Source organism: Viscerimonas tarda, assembly GCF_054601255.1.
The window spans coordinates 67888-92977 of sequence record NZ_BAAHWV010000005.1 but is presented as its reverse complement, the minus strand read 5'-3'; the positions used below and the strand labels follow the sequence as shown (position 1 = coordinate 92977).

Sequence of the window (25090 nt, the reverse complement as noted above, 5' to 3'; positions counted from 1 at the left end):
CTTTATTTTTCCGCAATCCAATTCAGAATTTTTTCCGATAGCGGTTTTTCTTTAGGCGCCACAAAATCCACCAATTGACCATTTTCATCAATCAAAAACTTTTGAAAATTCCATTGCACTTCGGCATCGAATTTACCGTTTACAGATTTCTCTGTCAGCCATTTATAAATAGGAGCCTTGTCTTCGCCCTTGACTTCGATTTTGCTCATCACCGGAAAAGTTACATTGTATTTCGAGCTGCAAAATTCTTTGATTTCCTCATTGGTTCCGGGCTCTTGTTGGCCAAAGTTGTTGGCCGGAAAAGCAATTATTGTAAAGCCCTGATTACTATACAGGGTATAGAGCTTTTGCAGGTCTTCGTATTGAGGGGTCAATCCGCATTTGGAAGCGACATTTACCACCAGCACTTTTTTACCTTTCAATGTTGACAAATCAAATTCTTTGCCGTCAATGTCTTTTACCTTGAAATCGTATAAACTGGTTTGCGCAATTGTCAACTGCACAAACAAGCAGAATAGGATTGAAATAACACTCAACTTTTTCATATAATGTTCGTTTTTTATTTGTTCGTAAATTTATTTAGGCACTCCAACCGGCTGAACCAGTGTTATTTGCTGCTTATCGGTAAGTTTCATATCCGTAGCCAGCGCCTTATCGAAGGAGCCGCGCGCAACAGTCCCCAAACCTGCCGAAGCACAAAACAAATACACGTTCTGAGAAATATAGCCGGTATCAATCTGGCCGGCGCCTGATTTATCGAGATTGGCCACATAAATCAAATTAACGGCAGCATCCTTCACAAAATCCTGTCCACCAAGACTTTTAATAAAATCGCCTTTCACCTTCAATGTCAACTTGTTTTCTTTTGCATCATAAAAATAGATGCCGGTTTTAAACATCACATACACATCCACTTCCTGTTTATTGTTGGCCGAAGGAACGGTTCTCATGCCCGGGCGGTTGAATCCGTTAGCCGCCCAAAGCAGATTCGATAAAGTCTGATTATCAATGCTTTTACCGGAATATGCCCGTATTGACTGTCTCGCATTCAATACTTCCATCAATGGCTTTCCACCTGTTTTCGTCGGAGCAGGTAATTTTATCACATCCTGCTGAGCCTGAACGCACAAAGCCGAGATGCAAAAGCATAGGATTAAAAATAAATGTCTCATAAATTTAATTTTTTATGTTGTTGAATTTCTCTAGTAACTTCAAAGCCCGAAGTTATACATTTTAAGTTATAACTTCAAAATTTTGAAGTTTAAGTTTATGGCGCATATATAGGATTTACCTAAAAAAATTTAACTTTGTGCGCTAAAATGGTTTTAATACACACTATAAGGATATGAAAGCTAAAAAAGAGCCAATTATTGGAGAGAAATATACATTTAGAGAATTACAAGAATTTGCTATTTCTGAAATGTATAAATCTATACCGGAACATGAAGATAAAGCAGATCCTAAAGTTGGGGCTATTTTAGCAACTCCTGATGGTGTGTTAGTCGGTACAGCACATAGAGGAGAACTTCGTTCAGGAGACCATGCGGAGTTTACAGTTTTAGAACGTAAGTGCAGAGATCGAAAACTGGATGGATATATAGTTTTGCAACGCTTGAACCTTGTGCTCCAGGGGCGCGTAAGTCACCTAAGCTAGGTTGTGCAGAAAGAATTGTTAATGCAAGAATTAAAAAGGTTTATATTGGCATTCAAGACCCCGATCCAACTGTGGCAAGTAAAGGCACGGATTTTTTAAAGAAAAAAGGGATTGAGATTCATTACTTCGAAAAAGATTTGCAAGGACAAATTATATCAGCTAATGAGAACTTTCTGAAGCAAGCGAGAGAACGCGCCCGTCAAGCTGATTTGCAAGAAATACAACCTCCGAGAAATCCATTTGAAACTGGGTTAAGAAACTTTCATGTAAAAGATTTTTCAGAAGATGCACTACAGATGTATATTGATAAAGCCGATATTGAATATAAAATTGGCTCAGAAGATTTTAATAGATTATTAGCAAAATGGGAATTTATTGAAATAGACGACAAAGGAGAAATGCGCCCTACTGGATGGGGTATTCTCTTGTTTGGGAAAAAGCCTACTGATAAATATTCTCAAGCGAGAATAAAATTCACGGTAAAAAAGGAGAAAGACCATAAGTCCTCAATTAAAGATTTTGACGCAGCTTTGGTGAAGATTCCTGAGCAAATAGAAGAATATTTGCACAATGTTTTTCCACCAACGATAGATAGAAGTCAATTTGAACATACCGAATCAACAATGGAAGTATCCATAGTGTTGCTTAGGGAGTCAATTATTAACGCCATTGTACACAGAGATTATACTATTGAAGGCGCCCAAATACAGGTTAATATAACCCCAACAGAAATAATAATTAAAAGTCAGGGAAGGCCTATCGTCCCTAAAGAAAAATTACAAAATTTCACAGCGCCGACAGTTAGTAGAAATCCTAAACTGGCAGATGTATTCTATGATATGAGATATATTGAACGTCGAGGCTTTGGAATGGAGGAATTTCGAAAATGCAGACCAAAGCCTGTGTATTCTTTCGACGGAATTAATACCATCCTTACTATAACACGGAACATAATTCTTTCTATGGATGAAATTAAAAGGATTGTTAATGGGTTAAAGAGTGAAGAACGTAAAGCTTACGAATATATTAAGGGGCGACGGCAAACATCTAAGTCAGATTATGCTGCTTATGCACAAATTCATGAGAAGACCGCCCAAAGAATATTGAAGAAATTAGTGGATCTTAGGTTAGTTATAACAGAAGGAAAGGCTAAAGCTACAGAATATGTCATGGTAGATGCTGTGAACAAATGATGAAATATAAGTAAAAAAATGTCCTGATTAAAGTAGAGATATTATTAATGGTATTGACGACAAATCAGGACAAAAAATAAGTCATAATTGTGATGCAGATAGTAATGATTAAGGGTATAGCATAGTCGAAAGAACGCTAACTCCTTTTTATTTTAATTGATTGATTTATATGTTTATATATTTATTTGTATGTAGTTTGTTTTTTACCTCTTTAGAAAAAAAATCATTTGATTTGGGACAAATTTTAGACAAAATCGGGACAAAATCGGGACAGGTAACCAAGGCACAGAAACCATGTTTTATACCACTCTATTTTCACTTATAAACAGGGGTGGGAGGGGCTGCTACATCTTAAACGAATCACTAAACAGTGTCCGGTTTAAAATTGAGCGGCCTAGCGTTACTTCGTCGGCATATTCAATTTCGTCTCCGATGGAGATTCCCCGGGCGATAATTGATACTTTTACATCGAAGTTTGCCAGTTTTTTGTAGATATAGAAATTGGTGGTATCACCTTCCATTGTTGTGCTTAAAGCCAGAATAATTTCCCTGATGTTTCCTTCGGCCACACGTTCAATCAGGCTGTCGATTTGGAGGTCGTTGGGTCCAATGCCGTCTATCGGCGAAATAATTCCGCCCAAAACGTGGTATAGTCCGCGATATTGCACCGTATTTTCGATGGCCATTACCTCTTTTATGTTCTCCACTACACAAACAATTGTGTTGTCGCGAGCGGGATTGGAACAGAGCGAACATAAATCGTCATCGCAAATATTGTGGCACAACCGGCAATACTTGATGTTTTGCTTCAAAAGGCTGAGGGCTGTTGAAAAGTTTTCGACAGATGCATTATCTTGCCTTAGCAAATACAAAACCAGTCTGAGCGCTGTTTTACGGCCTATCCCCGGCAATTTGGAGAATTCATTGACTGCATTTTCGAGCAAAACAGATGGGAATTTACTATTCATTTATTTTCAGGTATGAGAAATAATATTTTTCAATTTTTTTCGACAATAGCTCAATGTTCAGCATATCAGAGGCTTCCGATATGTTTTTTATTGTTCCATCGTTGTACAGAATATCAATGCTGTCGTCCGATTCGTTATACATGTTGGTGGCGATGGAGTCGGACGATACCAGATAGGATGCTTCGTGCGGCGTAATGCCGAATGCCGAACTGTATTTTTTTATATATTCCTCTACCACCTCTTCCTCTTTCGGACTCGAAGACAATTCTATCTTGAACAAACTCCGGTTGATCAGCGAGCGACTAAGGGTCGATAGCGCTACATCTTTGTTGTCGGCCCACACTTTCAAGGCGCACCAAATATCGTTGTCGTCCAGATTAATAAAGTGATGCAGGGCTTCTTTCGTAAATGTTTTCCGGTTTATGTCGTTGTTTATAAAATAGCTCAACGAGGGCGGAGCAAATAAACTCGCACCTCGCTGCGATACTTCTTTTGCCCGTTTAAGAATATTGATAAGCATTTTTTCGGCAGCAACAGCCGTTTTATGCAGATAGACCTGCCAATACATCAAGCGGCGGGAGGTGAGAAAATTTTCTATCGAATAAATCCCTTTGGCTTCTACTACCAGCCTGTCATTTTTCACGTTCAGCATCTTGATGATGCGCGCCGAACCGATATTTCCTTCCACCACACCCGTAAAAAAACTGTCGCGCCGCAAGTAATCGAGCCTGTCCACATCCAATTGACCGCTAACCAGTTGATGCAAAAACCGTTTGGGGTATTCGTCTTTAAAAATAGCAATGCAAGCGTCAAAAGCGCCGGCGTATTCTGCCGTCAACTCCTGCATCATCATCAACGATATATCTTCGTGGCGTATATTACTCACAAGGCCGCGTTCCAACACATGCGAAAAAGGCCCATGACCAACATCGTGCAGCAGGATACAGGCCAGGGCGCCATCGGCCTCGTCGGAGCTAATCTCCTGTCCTTTTGAACGAAGGGCATCTATTGCTTCCTGCATCAGGTACATGGCGCCGATGGAGTGGCTCAGGCGCGTATGCTGTGCCCCCGGATACACAAAACTTGTTAGCCCCAGTTGCTTGATGCGGTTGAGCCGTTGCAGGTAAGGGTGGCCGATAAGGTTGTATATAAAGCCGTTCGGGATGCTAATGAATCCAAATACAGGGTCGTTTATTATTTTTCGTTTGTAGGACATAAATAGCCAATTAATGTGCTAATGTGAATCATTATTCATATTATTTTTCAAGTTTCAGATTCTTTTCCCGGGCAAAATCTTTTTGAGCGACTATGAGAATCTTCAATGTTGAATCAATAGCTCCTTCCTTATTTTTTATCGCAATCCTGATCGAATCCAGTTGTTGGGTCGTTGTGAGGGTATCGGACAAAATTGAGTAGGCTTTGTATGCCTTCGATACATTTACAAGCGACTGTGTATAGGATATGGTTGCCTGCCTGAATTTCTCGCCCGATGGGGGAATCTTGAGTTGTTCCAGCGATTCAATCTTCGCATTCAGGCTATCAATAGCCGTATTGGTCAGGTAATTAATCAATCCGTATTCTTTTTCCTGTATCGCAATATTCAGGTACTTGTTCAGCGAATCGAAGTCGGCGCCGGCTTTTTCTTTGTACGAAACCAAGGCGTCATTGTCTTCGGTGGATGTATGCTGCACACATCCGGCAAAAACGAATGTCAGGAATACAACTAAAGCTTTAAGCGAGAAAAATTTCTTCATTTAAGACCTTTGGCTTTTGCAAAAGTATTTTGAGAATCGACAAACCTGGCACGAGAAGTTTCGACCGTTGACAGGGCATCAACGCTAGTATTATCCATTATTTCAATCTCAGCATCCGAAATCGAATCGGTATAATTGGAATACACCGCCTGAGCTTTTACAAGGGTGATAAGCGCTTCGATATAATCTTCGGCTGCCGTCTTCAATTTTTCGCCGTTAGATGGGCTTTTTATCAGTTTTAGTTGCTCCAAGTCCTGAACGAGTTTTGCCAGAACCGTTTTTGTTAATGGAATAATGCTATCTGTCTTACTGCTTGCCAGGGCATCTAAAACGGCTGCATCGTGTTCATTTACTGACTTTTCGGCATCGGCGACAGTCGTTTCCAGTGCATCATTAAACTCTTTGGGCGTAGGGCCACAAGCAACAAGGAACAGGAATGAAGCGAATATTAAAACTATTTTTCTTTTCATAGCGGCTATTTTTACTTTTATACAAAGGTACAACCTAAACTTGAAAATAAGTATATTTGAAAATTAAAATTTGCTATCTTGCAAAGAATAGCTTCCAATCGGACAATATTTAACCGAAAAATCAGTTATTAAAAGAGCCTCTCTAAACCTCCCCGTGGGGAGGCTTTTGAATCCCCCCTACGGAGGGCGGGGGCTTTAATTAATTATTATTTTGAAAAACAGCTATATATTAAATATTCTACTCTGTTTGTTTTTTGTTTCGTTTGTCTTTTCGTGTAAACAGGTGAAGATGAGCGAGGCGGATCATCGCTTTGCTCAGGGCGAGTATTTTGAGGCGGCATCCATGTACCGGAAAATATACAGTAAAGCCAGTCCGAAAAAACGGGAACTGCGGGGTGAAGCTTCATACAAAATGGCTGAATGTTACCGGATTATCAACAATATTGCGCGGGCGAGAGGCGCATACGCCAATGCGGTGAGGTATCTTCCCGAAGACAGCCTTATTTCGTTGCAATATGCCCGGATATTGCATAAAACGGGTGTTTATCCGCAGGCGACCACTCAATACAAGCGGTTTCTGGAGTTTTTCCCCGATAACGCTTTTGCCCAAAATGGCCTTGAGGGGATAAAGCTGGCAAACGAAATGAAGTTGCACCCGACCAGATATACGGTTAAGCGGATGGATTTGTTTAACTCGCGCAGGGCTGAATTTTCTCCGGCTTTATTGCCACCCGAGTACGACAATATCTATTTCACCTCTAGCCGGGACGAAGCGCAGGGCGATGACAAAAGCGCCATTACAGGGCAAAAAAACAACGACCTGTTTTACTCTAAAAAAGACGAAAACGGCAAATGGCTCAAACCGGAAGCAGTAGAGGGCATCAATAGCGAATTTGACGAAGGTTCGGCTTCTTTTTCGGCAACAGGCTCAACGATGTATTACACCTATTGCCCCCAAGACCCCGAAAAACCCACATCGGCAGGCATTTACGTCTCTCAGCGTTCGGGTGGAGCGTGGAGCAAAGGCTCTCCGCTAAAGCTTTCGAACGACACGGTGGCGGCATTCGGGCATCCGGCGATTGCTCCTTCGGGCGATTTTCTCTACTTTGTATCCGACCTTCAGGGTGGATACGGTGGGAAAGATATTTGGCGGGCGGCTTTAATCGGCGATGATGTAAGCTACATCGAAAATCTTGGGCCATCCATCAACACCGCCGGAGACGAAATGTTCCCCTGTATGCGGTCGGATACGGTTATGTATTTTTCATCGGACGGTCATCCCGGCATGGGGGGACTGGATATTTTTAAGGCGACGCTTGTTGATGATAATAACTGGGTGGTTCGGAATATGGGCGTGCCGCTCAATTCGCCGGCTGATGATTTCGGCATAAGCTTTGCCGGATTCAACGAAACCGGTTTTTTCAGTTCCAACAGGGGCGATGCCAGAGGTTACGACCACCTGTTTTCGTTTGAATACCCCACGGCTAAAATTACCTTGGAAGGTTTTGTGGTGAATAAAAACGATGAATTTATTCAGGGGGCGACAATACGGGTTGTCGGCAATGACGGGACGAATGAGAAATTTATGGGGCGCAACGATGGCTCTTACCGCCTGCAAATAGGTCGTGGAACCGATTACGTGTTGCTGGCCAGCGCCGAAGGTCATCTGAATGCTAAAATGGATCTGGCAACCATCAACATGGAAAAAGACTCGTTGTATTATGTCGATTTTGTGCTGTATTCCATCAATAAGCCCAATATCCTCGAAAATATTTTCTACGATTTTGATAAGGCTACATTGCGCGATTCGTCCAAAGTGGCATTGGATGAGTTGATTGGGCTTTTGGAACTGAATCCGAATGTAACAATCGAATTATCAGCCCATACCGACCGGAAAGGAGCCAACGGATACAACCAGCGCTTATCGCTCCGAAGAGCCCAATCGGTGGTGAATTATTTGATAGCGGGAGGTATAGCCAAAGAACGATTGGTTGCTGCCGGTTATGGCGAAGAGCGACCGATGGTTGTAACAAAAAACATCGCCAAAAAATATGATTTCCTGAAAGAAGAGGATGTGCTGACCGAAGAGTTTATATTGACGCTCAGCCCCGAACAGCAGGAAATTGCCGATCAGATAAACCGGCGGACAGAGTTTAAAGTACTGAGTATAACTTACGGCATAAAATAATTGTATATGAATTACAAGCTAACAACAGCCCAGCCACCTGAATCCCCCGCAGGGGGACCTGGCCCCTCCAACCTCCCCGCAGGGGAGGCTTTTAAAATCCCCCCACGGGGGGGGGGGGGGCTGTTTTTCTTTTTCCTCTTCCTGTTCTTCGCTGCAAATGTTTCTTCGCAGGAATTGAATGCGAAAGTAACTGTGAATTCAAATAAGTTGTCGGGGGTGAGGCAGGAGTTGTTCAAGTCGATGCAAACTTCTATTATGCAACTGCTTAACGAACGAAAATGGACAAACGCCAACTTCGGCAAAAACGAGATGATTGATTGCTCGTTTGTGCTGACAATGAATACTGCCGGAGAGAACAATACTTATACCGCCGAATTGCAGATTACCTCGCGCCGACCGGTTTATGGTAGCGTATATATGACCCCCATATTCACATTTAAGGATGTGGAGCTTGAATTTGAATATGCAGAGGGCGAAAATCTTGAATTTAACGAGACCAATATCTCCAGCAATCTGGTGGCTGTTATCGCCTATTATGCCTATGTGGTAATAGGGTTGGATTACGATTCTTTTGCACTAAATGCGGGGAAACCCTATTTTGAGATGGCCATGAACATTGCTAATGCGGCTCAGTCGCTGAATGGAAAAGGGTGGAAGCCATTCGAGAACGATAAGAACCGCTATGCCCTTGCTTTAGCCCTCACCGAAGAAAGTTCGGCCCGTTTCCACACTATGTGGTATAATTATCATCGTTCAGGACTGGATGAGATGTCAACCAATCTGGTACGGGGCAAGGACAGGGTGATGGCTTCTACACAAGACCTTCAGGAGATTTATTCCGCCCGTCCCTCATCGGCGCTGTTGCTGTTTTATGGCGATACCAAACTGAATGAACTGACCGATATATATTCCGAAGCCACACAAGACGAGCGAAAGGAAGCCTACGAACTACTGCGGAAAATTTTCCCCACCAAATCAACGCAATTGGCAGCGCTGAGAAAGTAATTGAGAATGGAGAATGGAGAATGTAGGGTCGTGGCGTGCCGCGACCCGCAATGACAACCTCATAAAAAGACTTATGAGACAGCCTCCTGCACATTTCATTATTCATATTATTCCCATTGGCACATTATTCCCATTACCATATTGGCACATTCGTAATTTGTTCTTATCTTTGAATCATCAAAAGAGAACAAACCTTATTTAATATTTTAAACAACTTAGAATTAAATACATACAGTATGATTTTTAAATTCCTTATACTCTCGGATGAAGTGGATGATTTTAAACGGGAGATTCAGATCGACGCAAACGATACGTTTTTTGATTTGCATCAGGCTATTACGAAGTCGGTAAAGTACAAAGATGGCGAAATGGCTTCGTTTTTTATTTGCAGCGATGCCTGGGAAAAAGAAAAAGAAATCACCTTGGTAGAAATGGATACCAGTCCCGAAGAAGATTCGTATGTGATGGAAGAATGCGTATTGGACGACTTTTTGGAAGATGAAAGGCAAAAATTGATGTATGTTTTCGATTACCTGCTGGAAAGGGCTTTTTATATAGAACTTAGCGAAATAGTTACCGGAAAAAGCCTGAATGCCGCCATCTGTTCGTTCTCGGAAGGTGAGGCCCCCGAACAGGTGGTTGAATTGGACGTTTTTGAAACAAAAAGCGGAAGCCTCGACATCGGCGAAAACTTCTACGGAGACGAAAGTTTTGATATGGACGAACTCGACAGCGAAGGCTTTGACGGACTGGACGATGTAGCTGCACCCGACGAAGATTTCAGATGAAGAAACTCATAGTTTTACTGGGCCCAACCGGAGTAGGGAAAACCAATCTCAGCCTTCAACTGGCCGAATACTGGCATTGCCCCATTATTTCGTCCGATTCGCGACAGCTATATAAAGGTCTAACCATCGGGACAGCCGCTCCCAACGCTTCGCAACTGCGCCGGGTAAAGCATTACATGGTGGGTACGCTGAATGTGGAGGACTATTACAGCGCCAGCGAGTTTGAACAGGATTGCCTGAAATTGATTGATGAAATTGACTCCGAATACATTATTCTGTCGGGTGGGTCGATGATGTACATTGATGCGGTATGCAAGGGCATCGACTATATTCCGGCCATAGACGAAGACCTTCGCCGCGAAGTGTGGAGACTCTACGAAAAGGAGGGGATTGATACCATCCGTTTGCAGCTAAAACTACTCGACCCCGATTTCTATAATCAGGTGGATTTGAAAAATCACAAACGGGTTATTCATGCCCTTGAGGTATGCCTGATGACAGGTAAACCCTATTCGTCCTACCGTAAAAATACGGTCAAAGAACGGCCTTTTAAAATACTCAAGTTTGGACTGACACGCGACGGGGAAGACCTTTACAACCGGATAAACAAACGAACCGAAGAAATGATAGCCAACGGTTTTATTGAAGAGGCCAAACAATTCTATCCGCAAAAATACCTGAATTCGCTGAATACTGTTGGATACAAGGAGCTGTTCAAGTACATCTTCGGAGGATGGACCTTGGCGTTTGCCGTCGAAAAGATAAAGCAAAACACCCGCATTTATTCCCGTAAACAAATAACCTGGTTCAAGCGCGACAAAGACATTCACTGGATAAATCTTTCGCATGTTTCGGAAAGCGAGGCGATGAAGGAGATTATTGATAATGTGAATAATGAGAATAATGTGCCAATGTGAATAATGTAGGGGCGCGATTAATCGCGCCCTTACGTGTGTCATTGCTCCGACCCGCAATCTCCCAAGCATAGCAGAACCTTTCAGTAGAGACGTGGCGCGCCACGTCTGAATTCCGCGTCCGTATTTCGTAGGAGCGAAATAGCTGTAGCCCGTTGCCGCGAATATGTCATTTTGAAAATGGTAATTTTGATAGCCATAGGCTAAGGCTGAAAGCCTTAACTTAGCGTAACAGAGATTTTCATGCGTTTGCCCTAGGGTGGGATTGCAGGTCGCGGATCGGAGCCCGCAACGACAAGGTATGATATTGAAATATTATAAATACCTAATAATCAGCAAAATAAATTCTAAACTATAAAAAATATGGGATTTTTAGACTATTTTTCGTTTTAATTTTCATACCTTTGTGGCGTAAAATATACACAAACAGCGCCTAAGCGTAGGTCTGTTTTCCGAAAGCCGGAAAAGTTTATCCTCCTGTAAAACCCTTGTGAAGGGGAATTGGAGAATGGCTTCAGTAGTAATTTAACAGAATTTTTATGAAGTATTTGAAGAGTTTTCTTGTCATAGGATTTGTACTTGTTACAACATCGTCTTATACAACAAGAACTTCAGGGCTTACCAATGGTATTGATTCGGGAAATTTTGTTCCTGATTTCAGTATTCGGGATGAGTCGGGAATCAAATTTAAGTTATCGTACCTGAAAGGTCAAATGATTCTCGTTAATCTGTGGGCGGCCTACGATGCAAAATCGCACATGCAGAATGTACTGCTGGCAAATGCTTTGAAGAAAGAGGATTATCCGGTAACAATGGTTTCGGTTTCTTTCGACCAGAGCAAGCGGATTTTTGAAAGAACATTGAGTGTGGATGGCATCAAAAACGAGTTTCAATTTGTGGATACTTTAGGAAGCAATTCCGAAATTTACAAAAAGTATCGCCTGGAAAAAGGGTTCAAGAGCTTTTTAATCGACGAAAACGGTATGATTATGGCTGTAAACCCAACGTTTGACGACCTGAATAAGGCATTTAATGTGGAATGAACAAAGAAATTATTTTTAAATGAACCGGCAGAAAAGCCGGTTTTTTTGTGGTGTATCCTCAACATAAAATCACCACTTTTTTACCTTCTTTTTTCGCCGAAAGATTATCTTTGTAAAAAGATTATAAAACCGATGATATACACCGAAAACAAAATAAACGAAACGCAAAAAAGAGGAAGTATCGAAGTTATTTGTGGCTCCATGTTCTCGGGTAAAACCGAAGAATTGTTCCGCCGCCTGAAGCGCAGCCTCATCGCCAAACAGCATATCGAGATATTCAAGCCGGTAATCGACACACGGTATTCGGTTGAAGAAATTGTTTCGCACGACAAAAATTCACTGGAATCGACCCCTGTCGAACACTCAAGCAACATTCTTCTGCTATCGTCGAATGTAGAGGTGATTGGCATTGACGAGGCGCAATTCTTCGACATGGGACTGGTGGAGGTTTGCCAACAATTGGCCGACCAGGGCATACGGGTGATTGTTGCAGGACTGGATATGGATTTTAAGCGGAACCCGTTTGGGCCAATGCCCGCCTTGTGCGCCATAGCCGACGATGTAACCAAAGTTCATGCCGTTTGTGTAGAGTGCGGCCGGCTAGCCAATTTCTCGTACCGCACAATTGCCAACGATAAACTGGTAGTGCTTGGCGAAATGCAGGAATACAAGCCCTTATGCCGGCTATGCTACAACAGGCACAACCCCAAACAGGGCTAGTTAACTGCAAAGCTCTCCGGTTGTGGCCCGAACCGTTTCCAGCAATTTTTCGGGCGACAGTTTTATTTGCAAGCCCCTTATCCCTGCGCTGACGTAGATAAATTTGTAACCGGAACAACTTTGATGGATGTAGGTCGGAAATTGTTTCTTCATGCCGATGGGAGAACAAGCTCCCCTGATATAACCGGTTACCGCAAGCAACTCTTTCATCGGAATCATGTTGCAGTTTTTATTGCCCGATATTTTAGCGGCCAATTTAAGGTTCAGTTCTTCGGCGCCGGGGATTATGCAAACAAAATAGCCGGTTTTATCGCCCGTGAGTACCAATGTTTTAAAAACCTGTTCAACAGGCTCGTTCAGTTGTTCCGCCACATGAATCGCGCTCAAGTCCGATTCATCTACTTCGTACTGAATGAGTTCGTAAGCTATCTTCGCCTTATCCAATAGCCGTGCGGCATTCGTCTTATTTATCTTCATTTTCAATAATCAAACTTAATTCGGGTTATTTAATTAACAAAATAAGGCATAAATATCCGAATATCACAGAGAATAGTTAAAAATCATTTAGTCAAAGTAAATAATCGAGAAAAAAAAATGAGATACGCTTTTTATAACTACTTTTGTAACGCATTGGAATTACTTACAGTTGTAGTAGATTATTATTCCTGCTGAATGTAGGTTCTTATGCTTCAATATTTTTTATTCTTAATTTTTTTTTACAATGAACATTTTTATTGCAGGATTAAGCTACAACATCACTGACAGTGATTTAGCAGATCTATTTGGAGAGTATGGAGAAATTTCTTCAGCTAAAGTTGTAATGGACAGAGATTCTGGCCGTTCAAAAGGTTATGGTTTTGTTGAAATGGCTGACGAAGCATCAGGACAAAAAGCTATTGACGAATTAAACAGCGCTGAATACGACGGACGTGTTATCTCCGTATCAGTAGCTAGACCACGAACCGAAGGCGCTGGCGGCCCACGTCGCAACAACAGCAACAGAAGCGGTGGTGGTGGCTTCAGAAGCCGTGAAAGATATTAATCCGACACGATAATAAAAAACGAGAGGTTGCTTTTTTTAAGCAACCTCTTTTTTTTAGCCCCCTTACGAGTTGAGCCGAATAATGAGAATAATGTGCCAATGTGAATAATGTAGGGGGCTGTCTCGAAAGTATTTTTGAACGCAAATTACGCAGATTACGCGAATTATCGCAATTTATTTATTGTTGAATTTCAATTAAATAAGAAAAAGATAGAGTGGTTTATTTGCGTAAATTTGTGTAATCTGCGTAATTCGCGTTCTTTTGAGACAGCCCCTTTTTTTAATCCCTAAATCCTCCCTCACAGGGAGTTTGGAGGAGCTGTTATTCCAAATAAGTATAACCATAAAGTCCCGAGCGGTAGTTGGACAGAAATTCTTTTCCTTCCTCTACGCTTATTGAGCCTTGTTTTACGCTGGTGGTAACCCAGGTTTCGACGGTGCGCACCAGTTTTTTTGCATTGTACTGGGCGTAGTCGAGTACTTCGGCAACGGTTTCGCCGTCAATGGTTTGCTCTATTTTGTAGCCGTCTTCGTCAACCGAAACATGAACGGCATTTGTATCGCCGAATAAATTGTGTAAATCGCCCAATATTTCCTGATAGGCGCCCACCAGAAAAACGCCGAGATAGTAGGGCTCATTCCTTTTGACGCTGTGTACCGGAAGGTAAGACGATTGATTGCCCGTGGAGATGAAATTGTCTATCTTTCCGTCCGAATCGCAGGTTATGTCTTGCAATGTGGCGGTTTTGTCGGGGCGTTCGTCCAAGCGGTGGATAGGTATTATCGGAAATATCTGGTCTATCGCCCAGGAATCGGGTAGCGACTGGAAGAGCGAAAAATTACAAAAATACTTGTCGGGAAGCAGTTTCGATAGCTGTTTCAACTCATCGGGGCTATGCTTCGACCGGCCTGCAACCTGATATATTTCGCGGGCTACCGAAAAATAAAGCCGCTCCACTTGCGCCCGTGTTTTCAGGTCGAGCAGTCCCAAGCTGAACAAGTCCAATGCTTCTTCCCGTATTTGTTGTGCATCGTGCCAAGCTTCGAGCATACGGGGCTGCGTGAGGTCGTCCCATATTTGATACAGTTCACGCACCAGTTCGTGGTCATCGTCCGAAATTTCGTCGTTATCGTCCCATTCGGGAAGGGTGGTGGTCTCTAAGACCTCGAATACGAGAATTGAGTGGTGAGCGGTGAGCGACCGTCCCGATTCGGTAATGATATGGGGGTGGGGGACATTGTTTTTGTCGGCGGCATCCACCATAGTTGCAATCGAGTCGTTCACATATTCTTGTATGCTGTAATTCACACTGCTTTCGCTGTACGAAGAGCGGGTTCCATCGTAGTCGATGCCCAGTCCGCCGCCAATATCGGTAAATTCTACCTTGAAGCCCATGGCATGAAGTTGCACATAGAATTGCGCCGCCTCGCGCAAAGCGGTTTTTATCCTTCTGATTTTTGTAACCTGACTGCCGATGTGGAAATGAAGCAGGCGAAGCGAATCCTTCATGTTATTTTTTTCGAGATAGGCCAAGGCTTCGAGCAATTCGCTGGAGTTCAGTCCGAATTTGCTGCCATCGCCTCCCGATTCCTCCCATTTGCCGCTTCCCACGCTGGCCAGTTTAATACGGATACCAATATTGGGAACTATTTTCAGGCGTTTGGCTATTTTTGTTATCAGGTGCAGCTCGTTGATTTTTTCCACTACAATAAAAATGCTTTTACCCATTTTTTGTGCCAGCAAAGCCAGTTCGATGTAGCTTTCGTCTTTGTAGCCATTGCAGATTATCAGCGAGTCGGGGTCGGTGTTGATGGCAATAACAGCATGAAGTTCGGGTTTGGAACCGGCTTCGAGTCCGATATTGAATTTTTTACCGTGGCTGACCAGTTCTTCTACAACCGGACGCATTTGGTTCACCTTGATAGGGTATATAATGTGGTTTTGTCCTTTGTAGCTGTACTCTTTTGCTGCCAATTTGAAACAGGTCGATATTTTTTCGATCCGGTTATCCAGTATATCCGGAAAACGTACCAGTACAGGACAAGGCAAATCTTTCAGTTGCAACTCGTCAATCAGTTCTTTTAAATCAACTTTAATCCCGTCTTTTTTGGGACTTACTGTTACATTTCCTTTTTCGTTCACCGAAAAATAATTGATACCCCATCCTGCGATGTTGTATAATTCTTCCGAATCTTCAATACGCCATTTTCTCATTTCTTATAAACCACTTTTTTTAATGATGTGCTACTCTTAACTATTTCATATACCGGAAGAACTGTTTAAATTTTAGTCAATGAAGTATTTTGATTCTAAAATCTAAACAGTTTCCCAACTTTTTTACCGTAAATCCGGTTAAAATATATTCAAGTCTTTCAACACGGCATTTGTTTTGTGAACTGCCGCTGCCGAAGCCTCGAATTTTGCTTTTTCTTCGGATGTAAGTTTGAGGTCGATAACTTTTTCCCAGCCTTTTTTACCCAGCACAACCGGTACGCCGATACAAATATCGTCTTGGCCATATTCGCCTTCGAGGGTAACGCAACAAGGAACCACTTTCTTTTGGTCGTGAAGTATTGCTTCCACCACATAAGCTCCGGCAGCTCCGGGAGCATACCATGCCGATGTGCCCAGCAGTCCGGTGAGTGTAGCGCCGCCTACCATGGTGTCGGCAACCACTTTGTCCAGCGCTTCTTTTGTCAGCAAATCCGATACGGGTATCCCTTTGTAGGTAGCCAGGCGTGTTACCGGAATCATGGTGGTGTCTCCATGTCCGCCTATCACCAGGCCTTCAACTTCGTTGGGATTAACGCCCAAAGCTTGGCTCAGGTAGTATTTGAAGCGTGAGCTGTCTAAGGCTCCACCCATTCCCACAACGCGGTTTTTAGGCAATCCGGTTACTTTAGAGGCCAGATAGGTCATGGTATCCATCGGGTTGGAGATGATAACCAGAACAGCATTGGGCGAATATTTCAGGATGTTTTCGGCAACCGATTTCACGATTCCGGCATTCACACCGATAAGTTCTTCGCGGGTCATCCCCGGCTTGCGCGGAATACCCGATGTAATTACCACAACATCCGAGTTGGCTGTTGCTGCATAATCGTTGGTTACTCCGGTTATTTTTGAGTCGAAACCCAGTAATTGGGCTGTTTGATTCATGTCAATGGCTTTCCCTTCCGAAACGCCTTCTTTGACATCAAGCATTACAACCTCGTCGGCTACTTCATTAAACGCTAATACATTCGCACATGTAGCGCCGACATTTCCGGCCCCTACGACTGTTACTTTTGACATAATAGTTTCTTTTTTAGTATGTTATATTTAACTTTAGTTTCTATTTTATACTTATCCCCCTGCTCCGTAAACGGAACAACCGGGGACGCTATCTAAAAGGATTCAAAAATATAGTCTTATTTGTAAATAAAGAAGCCTTTTACAACTTATTTTGTATCCAATTATTAAAAATCTTGAAAGGGTGAATACAGTATTGTAAAATAAGCAGAAAAACATTTACATTTGTTTTAAAAATCGGAATAGAGAAAATCCGGGCAGTTTTTTAACGGATTCTGCGAAATATTATCACACGGAGGTTGCATCAAATCAGAATATGGAAAAAGTATCGAACAGTCATACTAAGTTATTAATAGTTATTGTTGTTGCATTAATTGCAGGCTTGGGCGTAGCCGGATATTTTATATTTGAAGCCAATACCAAAATTGACGAGCTGGAGCAGACGAACGAAATATCGAAACAGCAGCTCGAAGATGAATACGAAAGCATATCAATGCAATACGAAGGCTTCAAGTTTAGCGTAAAGAACGATTCGCTGCTCAAGCAGTTGGATAACGAACATGCAAAAGTTCAGCGGCTGTTGGAAGAATTGCGCACGGTGAAGGCCTCAAACAAGGAAGAAATAGCCCGCCTGAACAAAGAATTGTCCAGCTTGAGAAAAATACTGAAGTCGTATATTGCCCAAATTGATTCGTTGAACAAGTTAAACGAACAATTGACGAAGGAAAAGGCCGAGATAACGCAAAAATACCAGCAAACTACCCAAACATTGAACCAGGTTTCGCAGGAAAAAGAAAGCCTGACCGAAAAAGTTATTCTGGCCGCAAAACTGGATGCAACGGGGGTAAACGTGCAGGCAACAAACGCGAAGGGGAAAGTTCAGAAGAAAATAAAAAGCGTAGAACAACTGATAGTCTCGTTCGTTATAACTAAAAACATCACAGCCGAACCGGGGGAACGCACCATCTATGTGCGAATTATAAGGCCCGATGACGATGTGCTGACAAAGAGCCGCTCCAATGTTTTCCAGTACGAAAACAGGGAGATAAATTATTCGATGAAGCGAATCATCGAATATGGCGGCGAAGAAACCCCCGTAACCCTCTATTGGGCTGTTGAAGAATTCCTGTTGCCCGGAACATACCGGGCCGACATTTTTGCCGACGGCAACCTGATAGGGAAGAGGTCGTTTACGTTGGAGTGATGAGAATAATGTGCCAATGTGAATAATAAAGTTCGCATGATACAGACGTGGCACGCCATGTCTCTACAATAATCAGGTTAATCATCTTTGGCCGCAAGTTTTTAGCGCTTGTTGCACAACTACATGTTAAGCCTGACGGCTATATCTTTTAGAGGTTGTGCAACAGACATTACAGCTTTGCACCAAATAAGGGAACCCGTAAGGGCGGTTCTTAAATCCTATTTTGAAATTCCCGAAGAATAAGTTATCTTTGTATTAACCAAATAAAATTTATACAAATGGCACGAATAGCAGGAGTAAAGTATGATAGTGATGTCATGGGTAATAAAACACATCTTCATATTGATCTTAGAAAAGCAGCAAAATGCGGTGTTGTTGAAGATTTTGTAGATTATTTAGACGTGTTAGCTTCCGATGAGGAGGATAGTATTTCAGGTCAAGAATTTGAACGAGAACAAAATGCTAAAAGAGGAATCGGAGTATAAGTATAATTATACCATCAAAAAGAATGCTGCTAAGTACCTTGACAAACTTCCTAATAATTATTACAAGCTGATAATGATTAGAATAAAAGATTTGCAAAATGACCCGTATGTAAATTCCATTCCTATGAAAGGATTCCCTGATAGAAATATACGCCGTACTAGGGTTGGTCATTTTCGTCTTATCTACGAAATTTTTGATAATTTGTTAGTTTTCTCTATCATTAAAGTTGATAATAGGGGAGATGCCTATAAGCATTTGTCAGATTTATAAGGGTTTCTTTCTATTTTTATCTGAGGCCGAATATTTTTATATTTAAGAAATTAAAAAATATATGTTGCTGGAATCAATAAAATATACACGCTTAAAAGGAAAATCCAAGGAATGGGGTATTGACGGCCACGATGGCAAACCGGTGCACTTTGGAAACTTTAACCTGATTGTGGGCAAAAACTCGGCCGGAAAAACCCATACCCTGGCCGTTATACGCGAAATTGCCAATTTGCTTTCCGGTCGTCAGCGCCTGTCGGAAGTCCGGTTTGTGAGCGCCCGGTACGAACTTTCGTTCCGTGAGGGTGAGGAGGTATATGACTACATTATTGAGTACGAAAACCGGATAGTGGTAAACGAACAGCTGTTGGTCGACGGGCAAAAAAAGATAGATCGCGCCAGCAAACAACTCTACTCCGAGGAAGCGGACAGTTGGGTAGAAGCGGATATTGCCGATAGCGACATCATGGTATCGTTGCACGCCGCAAAAAAATATCCCTACCTGAAAAAGCTGTATATCTGGGGGTTGACGCTCAAAAATACCGCTTTTTCCAATCATAACGAAAAAAATAACCTGGTTGACGACCTCCTCGAACTGGAGGCAGAATCGCCATCCGGCCTCAAAGATACGGCCTTGTTATTGTATTCCTACACCAAGGGGCTGGCGCTCTTCGGCGATGAGTTTGGGAAGCGGATAATTGATGGCATGAACAGTTTGGGCTATGGTATCCAGTCGGTTGAGATACAGAAAATAGCACGGGGCTATGCGCTCTGCGTACAGGAAGAAAGCATAGACGACGTTACCGACCAGCTCGAAATGTCGCAGGGAATGTTCAGCGCCCTGTCGTTCTTGATTCACCTGAATTTTGCCTTGATGAATAAAATATCGGTACCCATACTTATTGACAATCTGGGCGAGGGGCTCGATTTTAACCGCTCGAGCTTGTTGATAGACTTACTGATAGTCGGCGTAAAAAAAGAACCCTGCCTGCAATTATTTATCACAACAAACGACCGGTATATAATGAACCGTATTCCACTCGATTACTGGTCGATAATAGAGCGAGCGCACAAGAAATCAATCTTTTATAACTACTACAACTCAAAGGCTGTTTTCGACGATTTCAAATACACAGGCCTTAATAATTTCGATTTCCTGGCTACCGATTTCTATGTACGTGGGTTTGAAGACGTAGATGTCAGGGAGTGAGAGTTATGAAAAAAATCGCATTCTTTGTCGAAGGGCAAACCGAACAAATTTTCGTAGATCGCCTGATACGCGAAATGGTAGGGCGTAGGAGCGTTTCCATCATCTCCAAAAGGGCGCAAGGAGGCTCAAGCGCCCCCAAACAAGAGTTGGTGCGCAGCGTGTCGTTTGTGCGTAACCCCTCTCTGCTGGTGTTGATTTACGACTGCGGTTCCGATAACCGGGTCAAATCCGAGATTATTGAAAACATCCCCAACCTGATGAAATCGGGCTATTCGTACATTGTAGGGCTCCGGGACTTGTACCCGATACAGGTAACCGATTTGTCGCGCCTGAAAGCCGGGTTAAAATACATGCCTCCGTCAATAGCCAAAAAATACCGCGATTTATTCGATATAGTAGTGGTTGTGCAGGAAATAGAAACCTGGTTTTTGGCCGAAACCCACCACTATCAACGAGTCGATCGCCGGTTGACAGGCTCCTTTATCAATAAACTCCTCGGATTCAACCCCTATACCATCGACCCGCTGGAACGCAAACACCCCTCGAAAGACCTGAACGATATTTACCAGCTGGTAGGGCGCTCTTATTCAAAGCGCTACTGGCAAGTGCACCAGCTAGTCAAAAAACTCGATTTCGACAACATATTAAGGCGCCTCCGGCACAGCATCTCTTCGCTGAATGAATTGGTAAGCATTATTGAGCGAAAGCTGTAGATAATGAGAATAATGTAGGGGCGCGATTAATCGCGCCCCTACATTATTCTCATTGGCACATTATTCTTATTATTCACATTAGCCCTTTATTTTTCACTTTTCGTTTTTCACTTTTCGTTTTTTTTCGTACCTTAGCCTAGTTTTTTAGATACCCTTTTGGCGTATTTATAACAAATTGAATATCAAAACTATATAATATTTTTTATTTAGAAAAATAATGGAAGAAAGTTTAAAAGAGGACAGAATTATTAGAATTAATATTGAAGATGAGATGAAATCGGCTTACATCGACTATTCGATGTCGGTAATTGTATCTCGTGCTCTTCCCGATGTGAGGGATGGATTTAAGCCCGTACACAGGCGTATTTTATTTGGAATGAGCGAATTGGGAAATACATCCAATAAACCACATAAAAAATCGGCCAGAATTGTTGGGGAAGTGCTCGGTAAGTACCACCCGCATGGCGATTCATCCGTTTATTTTGCCATGGTGCGTATGGCTCAGGAATGGAGTATGCGCTATCTGTTGGTTGACGGACAGGGTAATATGGGTAGTGTGGACGGCGACAGCCCCGCAGCAATGCGTTATACCGAAGCCCGCTTAAGTCCGCTTGCCGAAGAAATGTTACGGGATATTGACAAAGAAACAGTTGATTTTCAGTTGAACTTCGACGATACATTAAAAGAACCGACCGTTCTTCCTACCCGCATCCCCAATCTGTTGATAAACGGCGCATCGGGTATTGCGGTGGGTATGGCAACCAATATGGCGCCTCATAACATGACGGAGGTCATCAATGCAGTTATTGCCTACATCGAAGATAACGAGATTGATACCGAAGGTTTGATGCACTATGTGAAGGCTCCCGATTTTCCGTCAGGAGGACTTATATACGGCTATCAGGGCGTGAAAGACGCTTTTGAGACCGGTCGCGGACGTATAATTATGCGTGGACGCGCCGAAATAGAGATGGACGGACACCACGAAAAAGTGGTTATTACCGAAATCCCTTACCTGGTAAACAAAGCCGAACTCATTAAGCACATTGCCGACCTGGTGAGTGAGAAAAAACTGGAAGGAATCACCAATGTCAACGACGAATCCGACCGCCAGGGGATGCGCATTGTTGTTGATGTCAGACGAGATGCCAACGCCAATGTTGTACTGAATAAACTCTATAAACTGACGGCTTTACAAAGTTCGTTCAGCGTAAATAATATTGCCTTGGTGAAGGGACGCCCTCAGATGCTGACGCTTAAAGATATGGTGTCTCTGTTTGTCGATCACCGCCACGAGGTTGTTATCCGCCGCACAAAATACGATTTGCAAAAAGCCGAAGAGCGCGCCCATATCCTTCAGGGACTTATCATTGCTTCCGATAATATTGACGAGGTAATCGCCACTATCAAGGGATCCAAATCGCCGCAGGAAGCGATACAGGCTTTGATTGACCGCTTCAACCTCTCGGAAATGCAATCCCGTGCTATTGTAGATATGCGTCTCCGCCAGTTAACCGGTCTCGAACAAGACAAGTTACATGCCGAATTTGAAGAAATACAAAAATTGATTGCTTATTTGAACGAAATACTGGTCAATGACGAACTTTGTATGAAAGTAATCAAAGATGAATTGCTGGAGATAAGGGACAAATACGGCGACAAGCGGCGCACCGAAATTGTTTATGCATCGGAAGAATTAAATCCCGAAGATTTTTATGCCGATGACGAAATGATTATCACCATCTCGCATCTGGGATACATCAAGCGCACTCCATTGTCGGAGTTCAGGGCTCAAAACAGGGGTGGAGTAGGAGCGAAAGGCTCCGAAACAAGGGACGAAGACTTTGTTGAAGACATGTATCCGGCATCCATGCACAATTATATCCTGCTGTTTACGCAAAAAGGCCGTTGTTTCTGGTTGCGCGTGTTCGATATTCCCGAAGGAAGCAAAAGCTCGAAAGGCAGGGCTATTCAGAACATTGTGAATATTGAAGCCGATGATAAAATAACAGCTTTCATCCGCGTGAAAAGGCTGAACGACCCATTTGTTTACAATCACTATCTGGTGTTCTGTACCAAACAGGGCGTAATAAAGAAAACGCCGCTCGAAGCTTACTCAAGACCACGTCAGAATGGTGTGAACGCCATTACTATCCGCGAAGACGACAGGGTAATAGAAGTATTGATGACCGATGGCAACAGCGAAATACTGATGGCCAACCGCAATGGTCGCGCTATCCGTTTCCACGAATCCAATGTGAGGGAAATGGGACGTACCGCAACCGGCGTACGTGGTATGCGCATCGACGAAGACGGACAGGACGAAGTGATAGGAATGATAGCCATCTCGGAAGGAAACAAGGATGAAACAATTATGGTTGTTTCGGAATTGGGTTACGGAAAACGTACCCGTTTGAATGACGAAGACGGAGAAGCCGTTTACCGTATTACCAGCCGGGGCGGAAAAGGGGTGAAAACACTGAACATCACCGAGAAAACCGGCAAGCTGGTATCCATCAACAGCGTTACGGACGAAAACGACCTGATGATTATAAACAAATCGGGTATCGCCATTCGTATGAAAGTGGCCGATCTGCGTGTTATGGGACGTGCTACACAGGGGGTCAGACTTATTAACCTCGAAAAACGCAACGACCAGATAGCATCGGTATGTAAAGTGATGTCGGAAAAAGAAACCGATATTCTACCCGGTGAAACCGGTGAAACTGAAACCGAAATAAACGAATAAATTAATTAAACCTTTAAAAACATATTATATGAAGCGAATAGTATCAATGGCAATATTATGTATGCTGGTAAGCATGACATTTGCACAAAAAAAAGTTGTAAAGGAAACGAAGAAACTGATAGATGATAAAAAATTCGGTGATGCCAGGCAAATGATAAAACCGGCATTAACAGATCCTGAAACAGCTAATGACCCCGACACCTGGAAAACAGCCGGTGATATTGAAGAGAAAGCTTTTAGCGCTGAATCGGCAAAAGAAATGTTGCGTCAGGCGTTCAACGAAGATGTAATGTATCCTGCTTTGTACAACGAATGGGAACCATACATCAAAGCCGATTCGTTGAGCCGGATTCCCAATCAGAAAGGGAAAATAGATGAAAAGTACAGGACAAACATTACGGCGATAATGAAAGCCAATCACATGTATTACATCAACGGAGGCGTGTATTACAACAAAAAGAAAGATTATAAAAAAGCGGCCGATTTTTTTGAAAGATATTGGGAACTGCCCTCGCTGAAAATGTTTGAAGGCAGCAATATTACATTCAATACCGCCGATACCATTTCTCAATTGGTGAAATATTATGCTGCCATCTGTACGGTTCAGCTAAAAGACCACGATAGGGCTATAAGATTGCTGAGAAGGATTATAGATGAGCCGTTTATCGAAAACAATGACTATCAAAAGAGCGAAGTTTATGAACTGCTTTCAAACGAATATATTCAAATAAACGATTCGGCGACTTACATCGAAATATTGAAAGAAGGCTCTAAATTGTATCCTAAAAGTAAATATTTTGTACCTAACTTGATTAATGAAATGATTAAGCGGGAAAAAATGGACGAAGCCTTGATTTATCTCGATCAAGCCATTGCCAACGACCCCGAAAGCGCCTGCGAGCTGTACAGTGTGAAAGCCTCCATATATACGCAGGATTCAAAATTCGACGAATCGTTCAGCAGCTACGAAAAGGCTTTGGCCGTTGACGGGAATTGCGAAAAAGCCCTGGAGGGTTTGGCTGTTGCATACATCGTTAAAGCGCAGGATTTAAGAGAAAAAGCAACACAAGAAACATCCTCGAGAAAAGTGCAAACCGAAATAGACAATCAAGCAAACGAGCTGTATAAAAAAGCTTATCCTCCGCTCGAAAAATTAAGGTCAATAATCGAATCCCGCATCAAGAGCGACGATCCCGAGTCAAAATCAGTCAACACACCCGTGTTGAAATCGGTTTTATACAAACTAAGAAATGCCTACTATAATCTGAATATGAACACCGAATACGATGCCGTAACCAAAGCATACGAAGATTTGAGCAACGAATAATAAAGTATATATTACGCATCAAAAATCCCCCGATTACAGGATAATCGGGGGATTTTTTTGTGCTTGTCTTAAGGCTGAAAGCCTTAACATGGAGGCTATCAAA

The 25090-nt window shown here is 42.7% G+C and carries 25 protein-coding genes; 16 read left to right on the top strand and 9 right to left on the bottom strand.

The window, feature by feature from the left end:
* Positions 1–2 precede the first annotated feature (2 nt).
* Together ACYPWY_RS03485 and ACYPWY_RS03480 are read right to left on the bottom strand one after the other, a co-directional pair.
* Positions 3–545, bottom strand: a complete 543-nt coding sequence (locus ACYPWY_RS03485) for a glutathione peroxidase (RefSeq protein ID WP_459684047.1) — start codon at positions 543–545, stop codon at positions 3–5.
* Between the two features lie 30 nt (positions 546–575).
* Positions 576–1172: a SagB/ThcOx family dehydrogenase gene (locus tag ACYPWY_RS03480; protein ID WP_459684046.1), complete on the bottom strand. Its 597-nt coding sequence runs from the start codon at positions 1170–1172 to the stop codon at positions 576–578.
* Positions 1173–1345: 173 nt separating this feature from the next.
* Between ACYPWY_RS03480 and ACYPWY_RS03475 the strand changes: the two genes are divergently transcribed.
* Together ACYPWY_RS03475 and ACYPWY_RS03470 are read left to right on the top strand one after the other, a co-directional pair.
* Positions 1346–1654, top strand: coding sequence for a cytidine/deoxycytidylate deaminase family protein (locus tag ACYPWY_RS03475; RefSeq protein WP_459684045.1), 309 nt, complete (start codon positions 1346–1348; stop codon positions 1652–1654).
* The gene (locus ACYPWY_RS03470; protein WP_459684044.1) at positions 1570–2847 is read left to right on the top strand and encodes an ATP-binding protein; all 1278 of its coding nucleotides are present in this window, start codon (positions 1570–1572) and stop codon (positions 2845–2847) included. The genes ACYPWY_RS03475 and ACYPWY_RS03470 overlap by 85 nt, the downstream gene beginning before the upstream one ends.
* Before the next feature lie 344 nt (positions 2848–3191).
* On the opposite strand, the gene recR is transcribed toward ACYPWY_RS03470, so the two are convergent.
* Genes recR through ACYPWY_RS03450 form a run of 4 tightly spaced genes read right to left on the bottom strand, consistent with a single transcriptional unit; the run spans position 3192 to position 6039 of the window.
* On the bottom strand, positions 3192–3815 hold the full coding sequence (gene recR, locus ACYPWY_RS03465; protein ID WP_459684043.1) for a recombination mediator RecR: 624 nt from the start codon (positions 3813–3815) through the stop codon (positions 3192–3194).
* Complete coding sequence (locus ACYPWY_RS03460; protein ID WP_459684042.1) at positions 3808–5031, bottom strand: HD domain-containing protein; 1224 nt, start codon at positions 5029–5031, stop codon at positions 3808–3810. Before ACYPWY_RS03460 ends, recR begins: the two co-directional genes overlap by 8 nt.
* A gap of 40 nt (positions 5032–5071) precedes the next feature.
* Positions 5072–5569 carry a hypothetical protein gene (locus ACYPWY_RS03455; RefSeq protein WP_459684041.1) on the bottom strand — a complete coding sequence of 166 codons (498 nt, stop codon included), beginning with the start codon at positions 5567–5569 and terminating at the stop codon, positions 5072–5074.
* Positions 5566–6039 (bottom strand): hypothetical protein, encoded by a 474-nt coding sequence (locus tag ACYPWY_RS03450; RefSeq protein ID WP_459684040.1) that lies wholly within the window; start codon positions 6037–6039, stop codon positions 5566–5568. The genes ACYPWY_RS03455 and ACYPWY_RS03450 overlap by 4 nt, the downstream gene beginning before the upstream one ends.
* A gap of 208 nt (positions 6040–6247) precedes the next feature.
* On the opposite strand from ACYPWY_RS03450, the gene porE reads away from it, so the two are divergent.
* The 6 genes from porE (at position 6248) to ACYPWY_RS03420 (ending at position 12697) form a co-directional block, all read left to right on the top strand.
* Positions 6248–8227, top strand: a complete 1980-nt coding sequence (porE, locus tag ACYPWY_RS03445) for a PorE family type IX secretion system protein (protein ID WP_459684097.1) — start codon at positions 6248–6250, stop codon at positions 8225–8227.
* 6 nt (positions 8228–8233) lie between these two features.
* The gene (gene porD, locus ACYPWY_RS03440; RefSeq protein WP_459684039.1) at positions 8234–9232 is read left to right on the top strand and encodes a type IX secretion system protein PorD; all 999 of its coding nucleotides are present in this window, start codon (positions 8234–8236) and stop codon (positions 9230–9232) included.
* Positions 9233–9468: 236 nt separating this feature from the next.
* Positions 9469–10020, top strand: a complete 552-nt coding sequence (locus tag ACYPWY_RS03435) for an IS1096 element passenger TnpR family protein (RefSeq protein WP_459684038.1) — start codon at positions 9469–9471, stop codon at positions 10018–10020.
* Complete coding sequence (gene miaA / locus ACYPWY_RS03430) at positions 10017–10937, top strand: tRNA (adenosine(37)-N6)-dimethylallyltransferase MiaA (protein WP_459684037.1); 921 nt, start codon at positions 10017–10019, stop codon at positions 10935–10937. The genes ACYPWY_RS03435 and miaA overlap by 4 nt, the downstream gene beginning before the upstream one ends.
* 536 nt (positions 10938–11473) lie before the next feature.
* Positions 11474–11977, top strand: a complete 504-nt coding sequence (locus tag ACYPWY_RS03425; RefSeq protein WP_459684036.1) for a TlpA family protein disulfide reductase — start codon at positions 11474–11476, stop codon at positions 11975–11977.
* Between the two features lie 132 nt (positions 11978–12109).
* Positions 12110–12697, top strand: coding sequence for a thymidine kinase (locus tag ACYPWY_RS03420; RefSeq protein ID WP_459684035.1), 588 nt, complete (start codon positions 12110–12112; stop codon positions 12695–12697).
* Here the strand turns inward: ACYPWY_RS03420 and ybaK are convergent, their stop codons facing one another.
* A complete protein-coding gene (gene ybaK, locus ACYPWY_RS03415) occupies positions 12698–13174 on the bottom strand; it encodes a Cys-tRNA(Pro) deacylase (protein ID WP_459684034.1) in 477 nt (158 codons plus the stop codon).
* Positions 13175–13418: 244 nt separating this feature from the next.
* On the opposite strand from ybaK, the gene ACYPWY_RS03410 reads away from it, so the two are divergent.
* Positions 13419–13739 carry an RNA recognition motif domain-containing protein gene (locus ACYPWY_RS03410; RefSeq protein WP_459684033.1) on the top strand — a complete coding sequence of 107 codons (321 nt, stop codon included), beginning with the start codon at positions 13419–13421 and terminating at the stop codon, positions 13737–13739.
* A 322-nt stretch (positions 13740–14061) separates the two neighbouring features.
* On the opposite strand, the gene speA is transcribed toward ACYPWY_RS03410, so the two are convergent.
* Positions 14062–15954 carry a biosynthetic arginine decarboxylase gene (gene speA / locus ACYPWY_RS03405; RefSeq protein WP_459684032.1) on the bottom strand — a complete coding sequence of 631 codons (1893 nt, stop codon included), beginning with the start codon at positions 15952–15954 and terminating at the stop codon, positions 14062–14064.
* A 138-nt stretch (positions 15955–16092) separates the two neighbouring features.
* Positions 16093–17034, bottom strand: a complete 942-nt coding sequence (mdh, locus tag ACYPWY_RS03400) for a malate dehydrogenase (RefSeq protein ID WP_459684031.1) — start codon at positions 17032–17034, stop codon at positions 16093–16095.
* Positions 17035–17347: 313 nt separating this feature from the next.
* On the opposite strand from mdh, the gene ACYPWY_RS03395 reads away from it, so the two are divergent.
* The 7 genes from ACYPWY_RS03395 (at position 17348) to ACYPWY_RS03365 (ending at position 24987) form a co-directional block, all read left to right on the top strand.
* Positions 17348–18235: a hypothetical protein gene (locus ACYPWY_RS03395; protein ID WP_459684030.1), complete on the top strand. Its 888-nt coding sequence runs from the start codon at positions 17348–17350 to the stop codon at positions 18233–18235.
* A 278-nt stretch (positions 18236–18513) separates the two neighbouring features.
* Positions 18514–18720 carry a hypothetical protein gene (locus ACYPWY_RS03390; protein ID WP_459684029.1) on the top strand — a complete coding sequence of 69 codons (207 nt, stop codon included), beginning with the start codon at positions 18514–18516 and terminating at the stop codon, positions 18718–18720.
* Positions 18650–18991: a type II toxin-antitoxin system RelE family toxin gene (locus ACYPWY_RS03385; protein WP_459684028.1), complete on the top strand. Its 342-nt coding sequence runs from the start codon at positions 18650–18652 to the stop codon at positions 18989–18991. The genes ACYPWY_RS03390 and ACYPWY_RS03385 overlap by 71 nt, the downstream gene beginning before the upstream one ends.
* 61 nt (positions 18992–19052) lie before the next feature.
* The gene (locus tag ACYPWY_RS03380; RefSeq protein ID WP_459684027.1) at positions 19053–20198 is read left to right on the top strand and encodes an ATP-binding protein; all 1146 of its coding nucleotides are present in this window, start codon (positions 19053–19055) and stop codon (positions 20196–20198) included.
* A gap of 5 nt (positions 20199–20203) precedes the next feature.
* Positions 20204–20911 carry a DUF4276 family protein gene (locus ACYPWY_RS03375; protein WP_459684026.1) on the top strand — a complete coding sequence of 236 codons (708 nt, stop codon included), beginning with the start codon at positions 20204–20206 and terminating at the stop codon, positions 20909–20911.
* A gap of 217 nt (positions 20912–21128) precedes the next feature.
* Entirely contained in the window at positions 21129–23660 is a 2532-nt protein-coding gene (gyrA, locus tag ACYPWY_RS03370; RefSeq protein WP_459684025.1) for a DNA gyrase subunit A, read from the top strand.
* A gap of 28 nt (positions 23661–23688) precedes the next feature.
* Positions 23689–24987, top strand: a complete 1299-nt coding sequence (locus ACYPWY_RS03365) for a tetratricopeptide repeat protein (protein WP_459684024.1) — start codon at positions 23689–23691, stop codon at positions 24985–24987.
* The last annotated feature ends 103 nt before the right edge of the window (positions 24988–25090 follow it).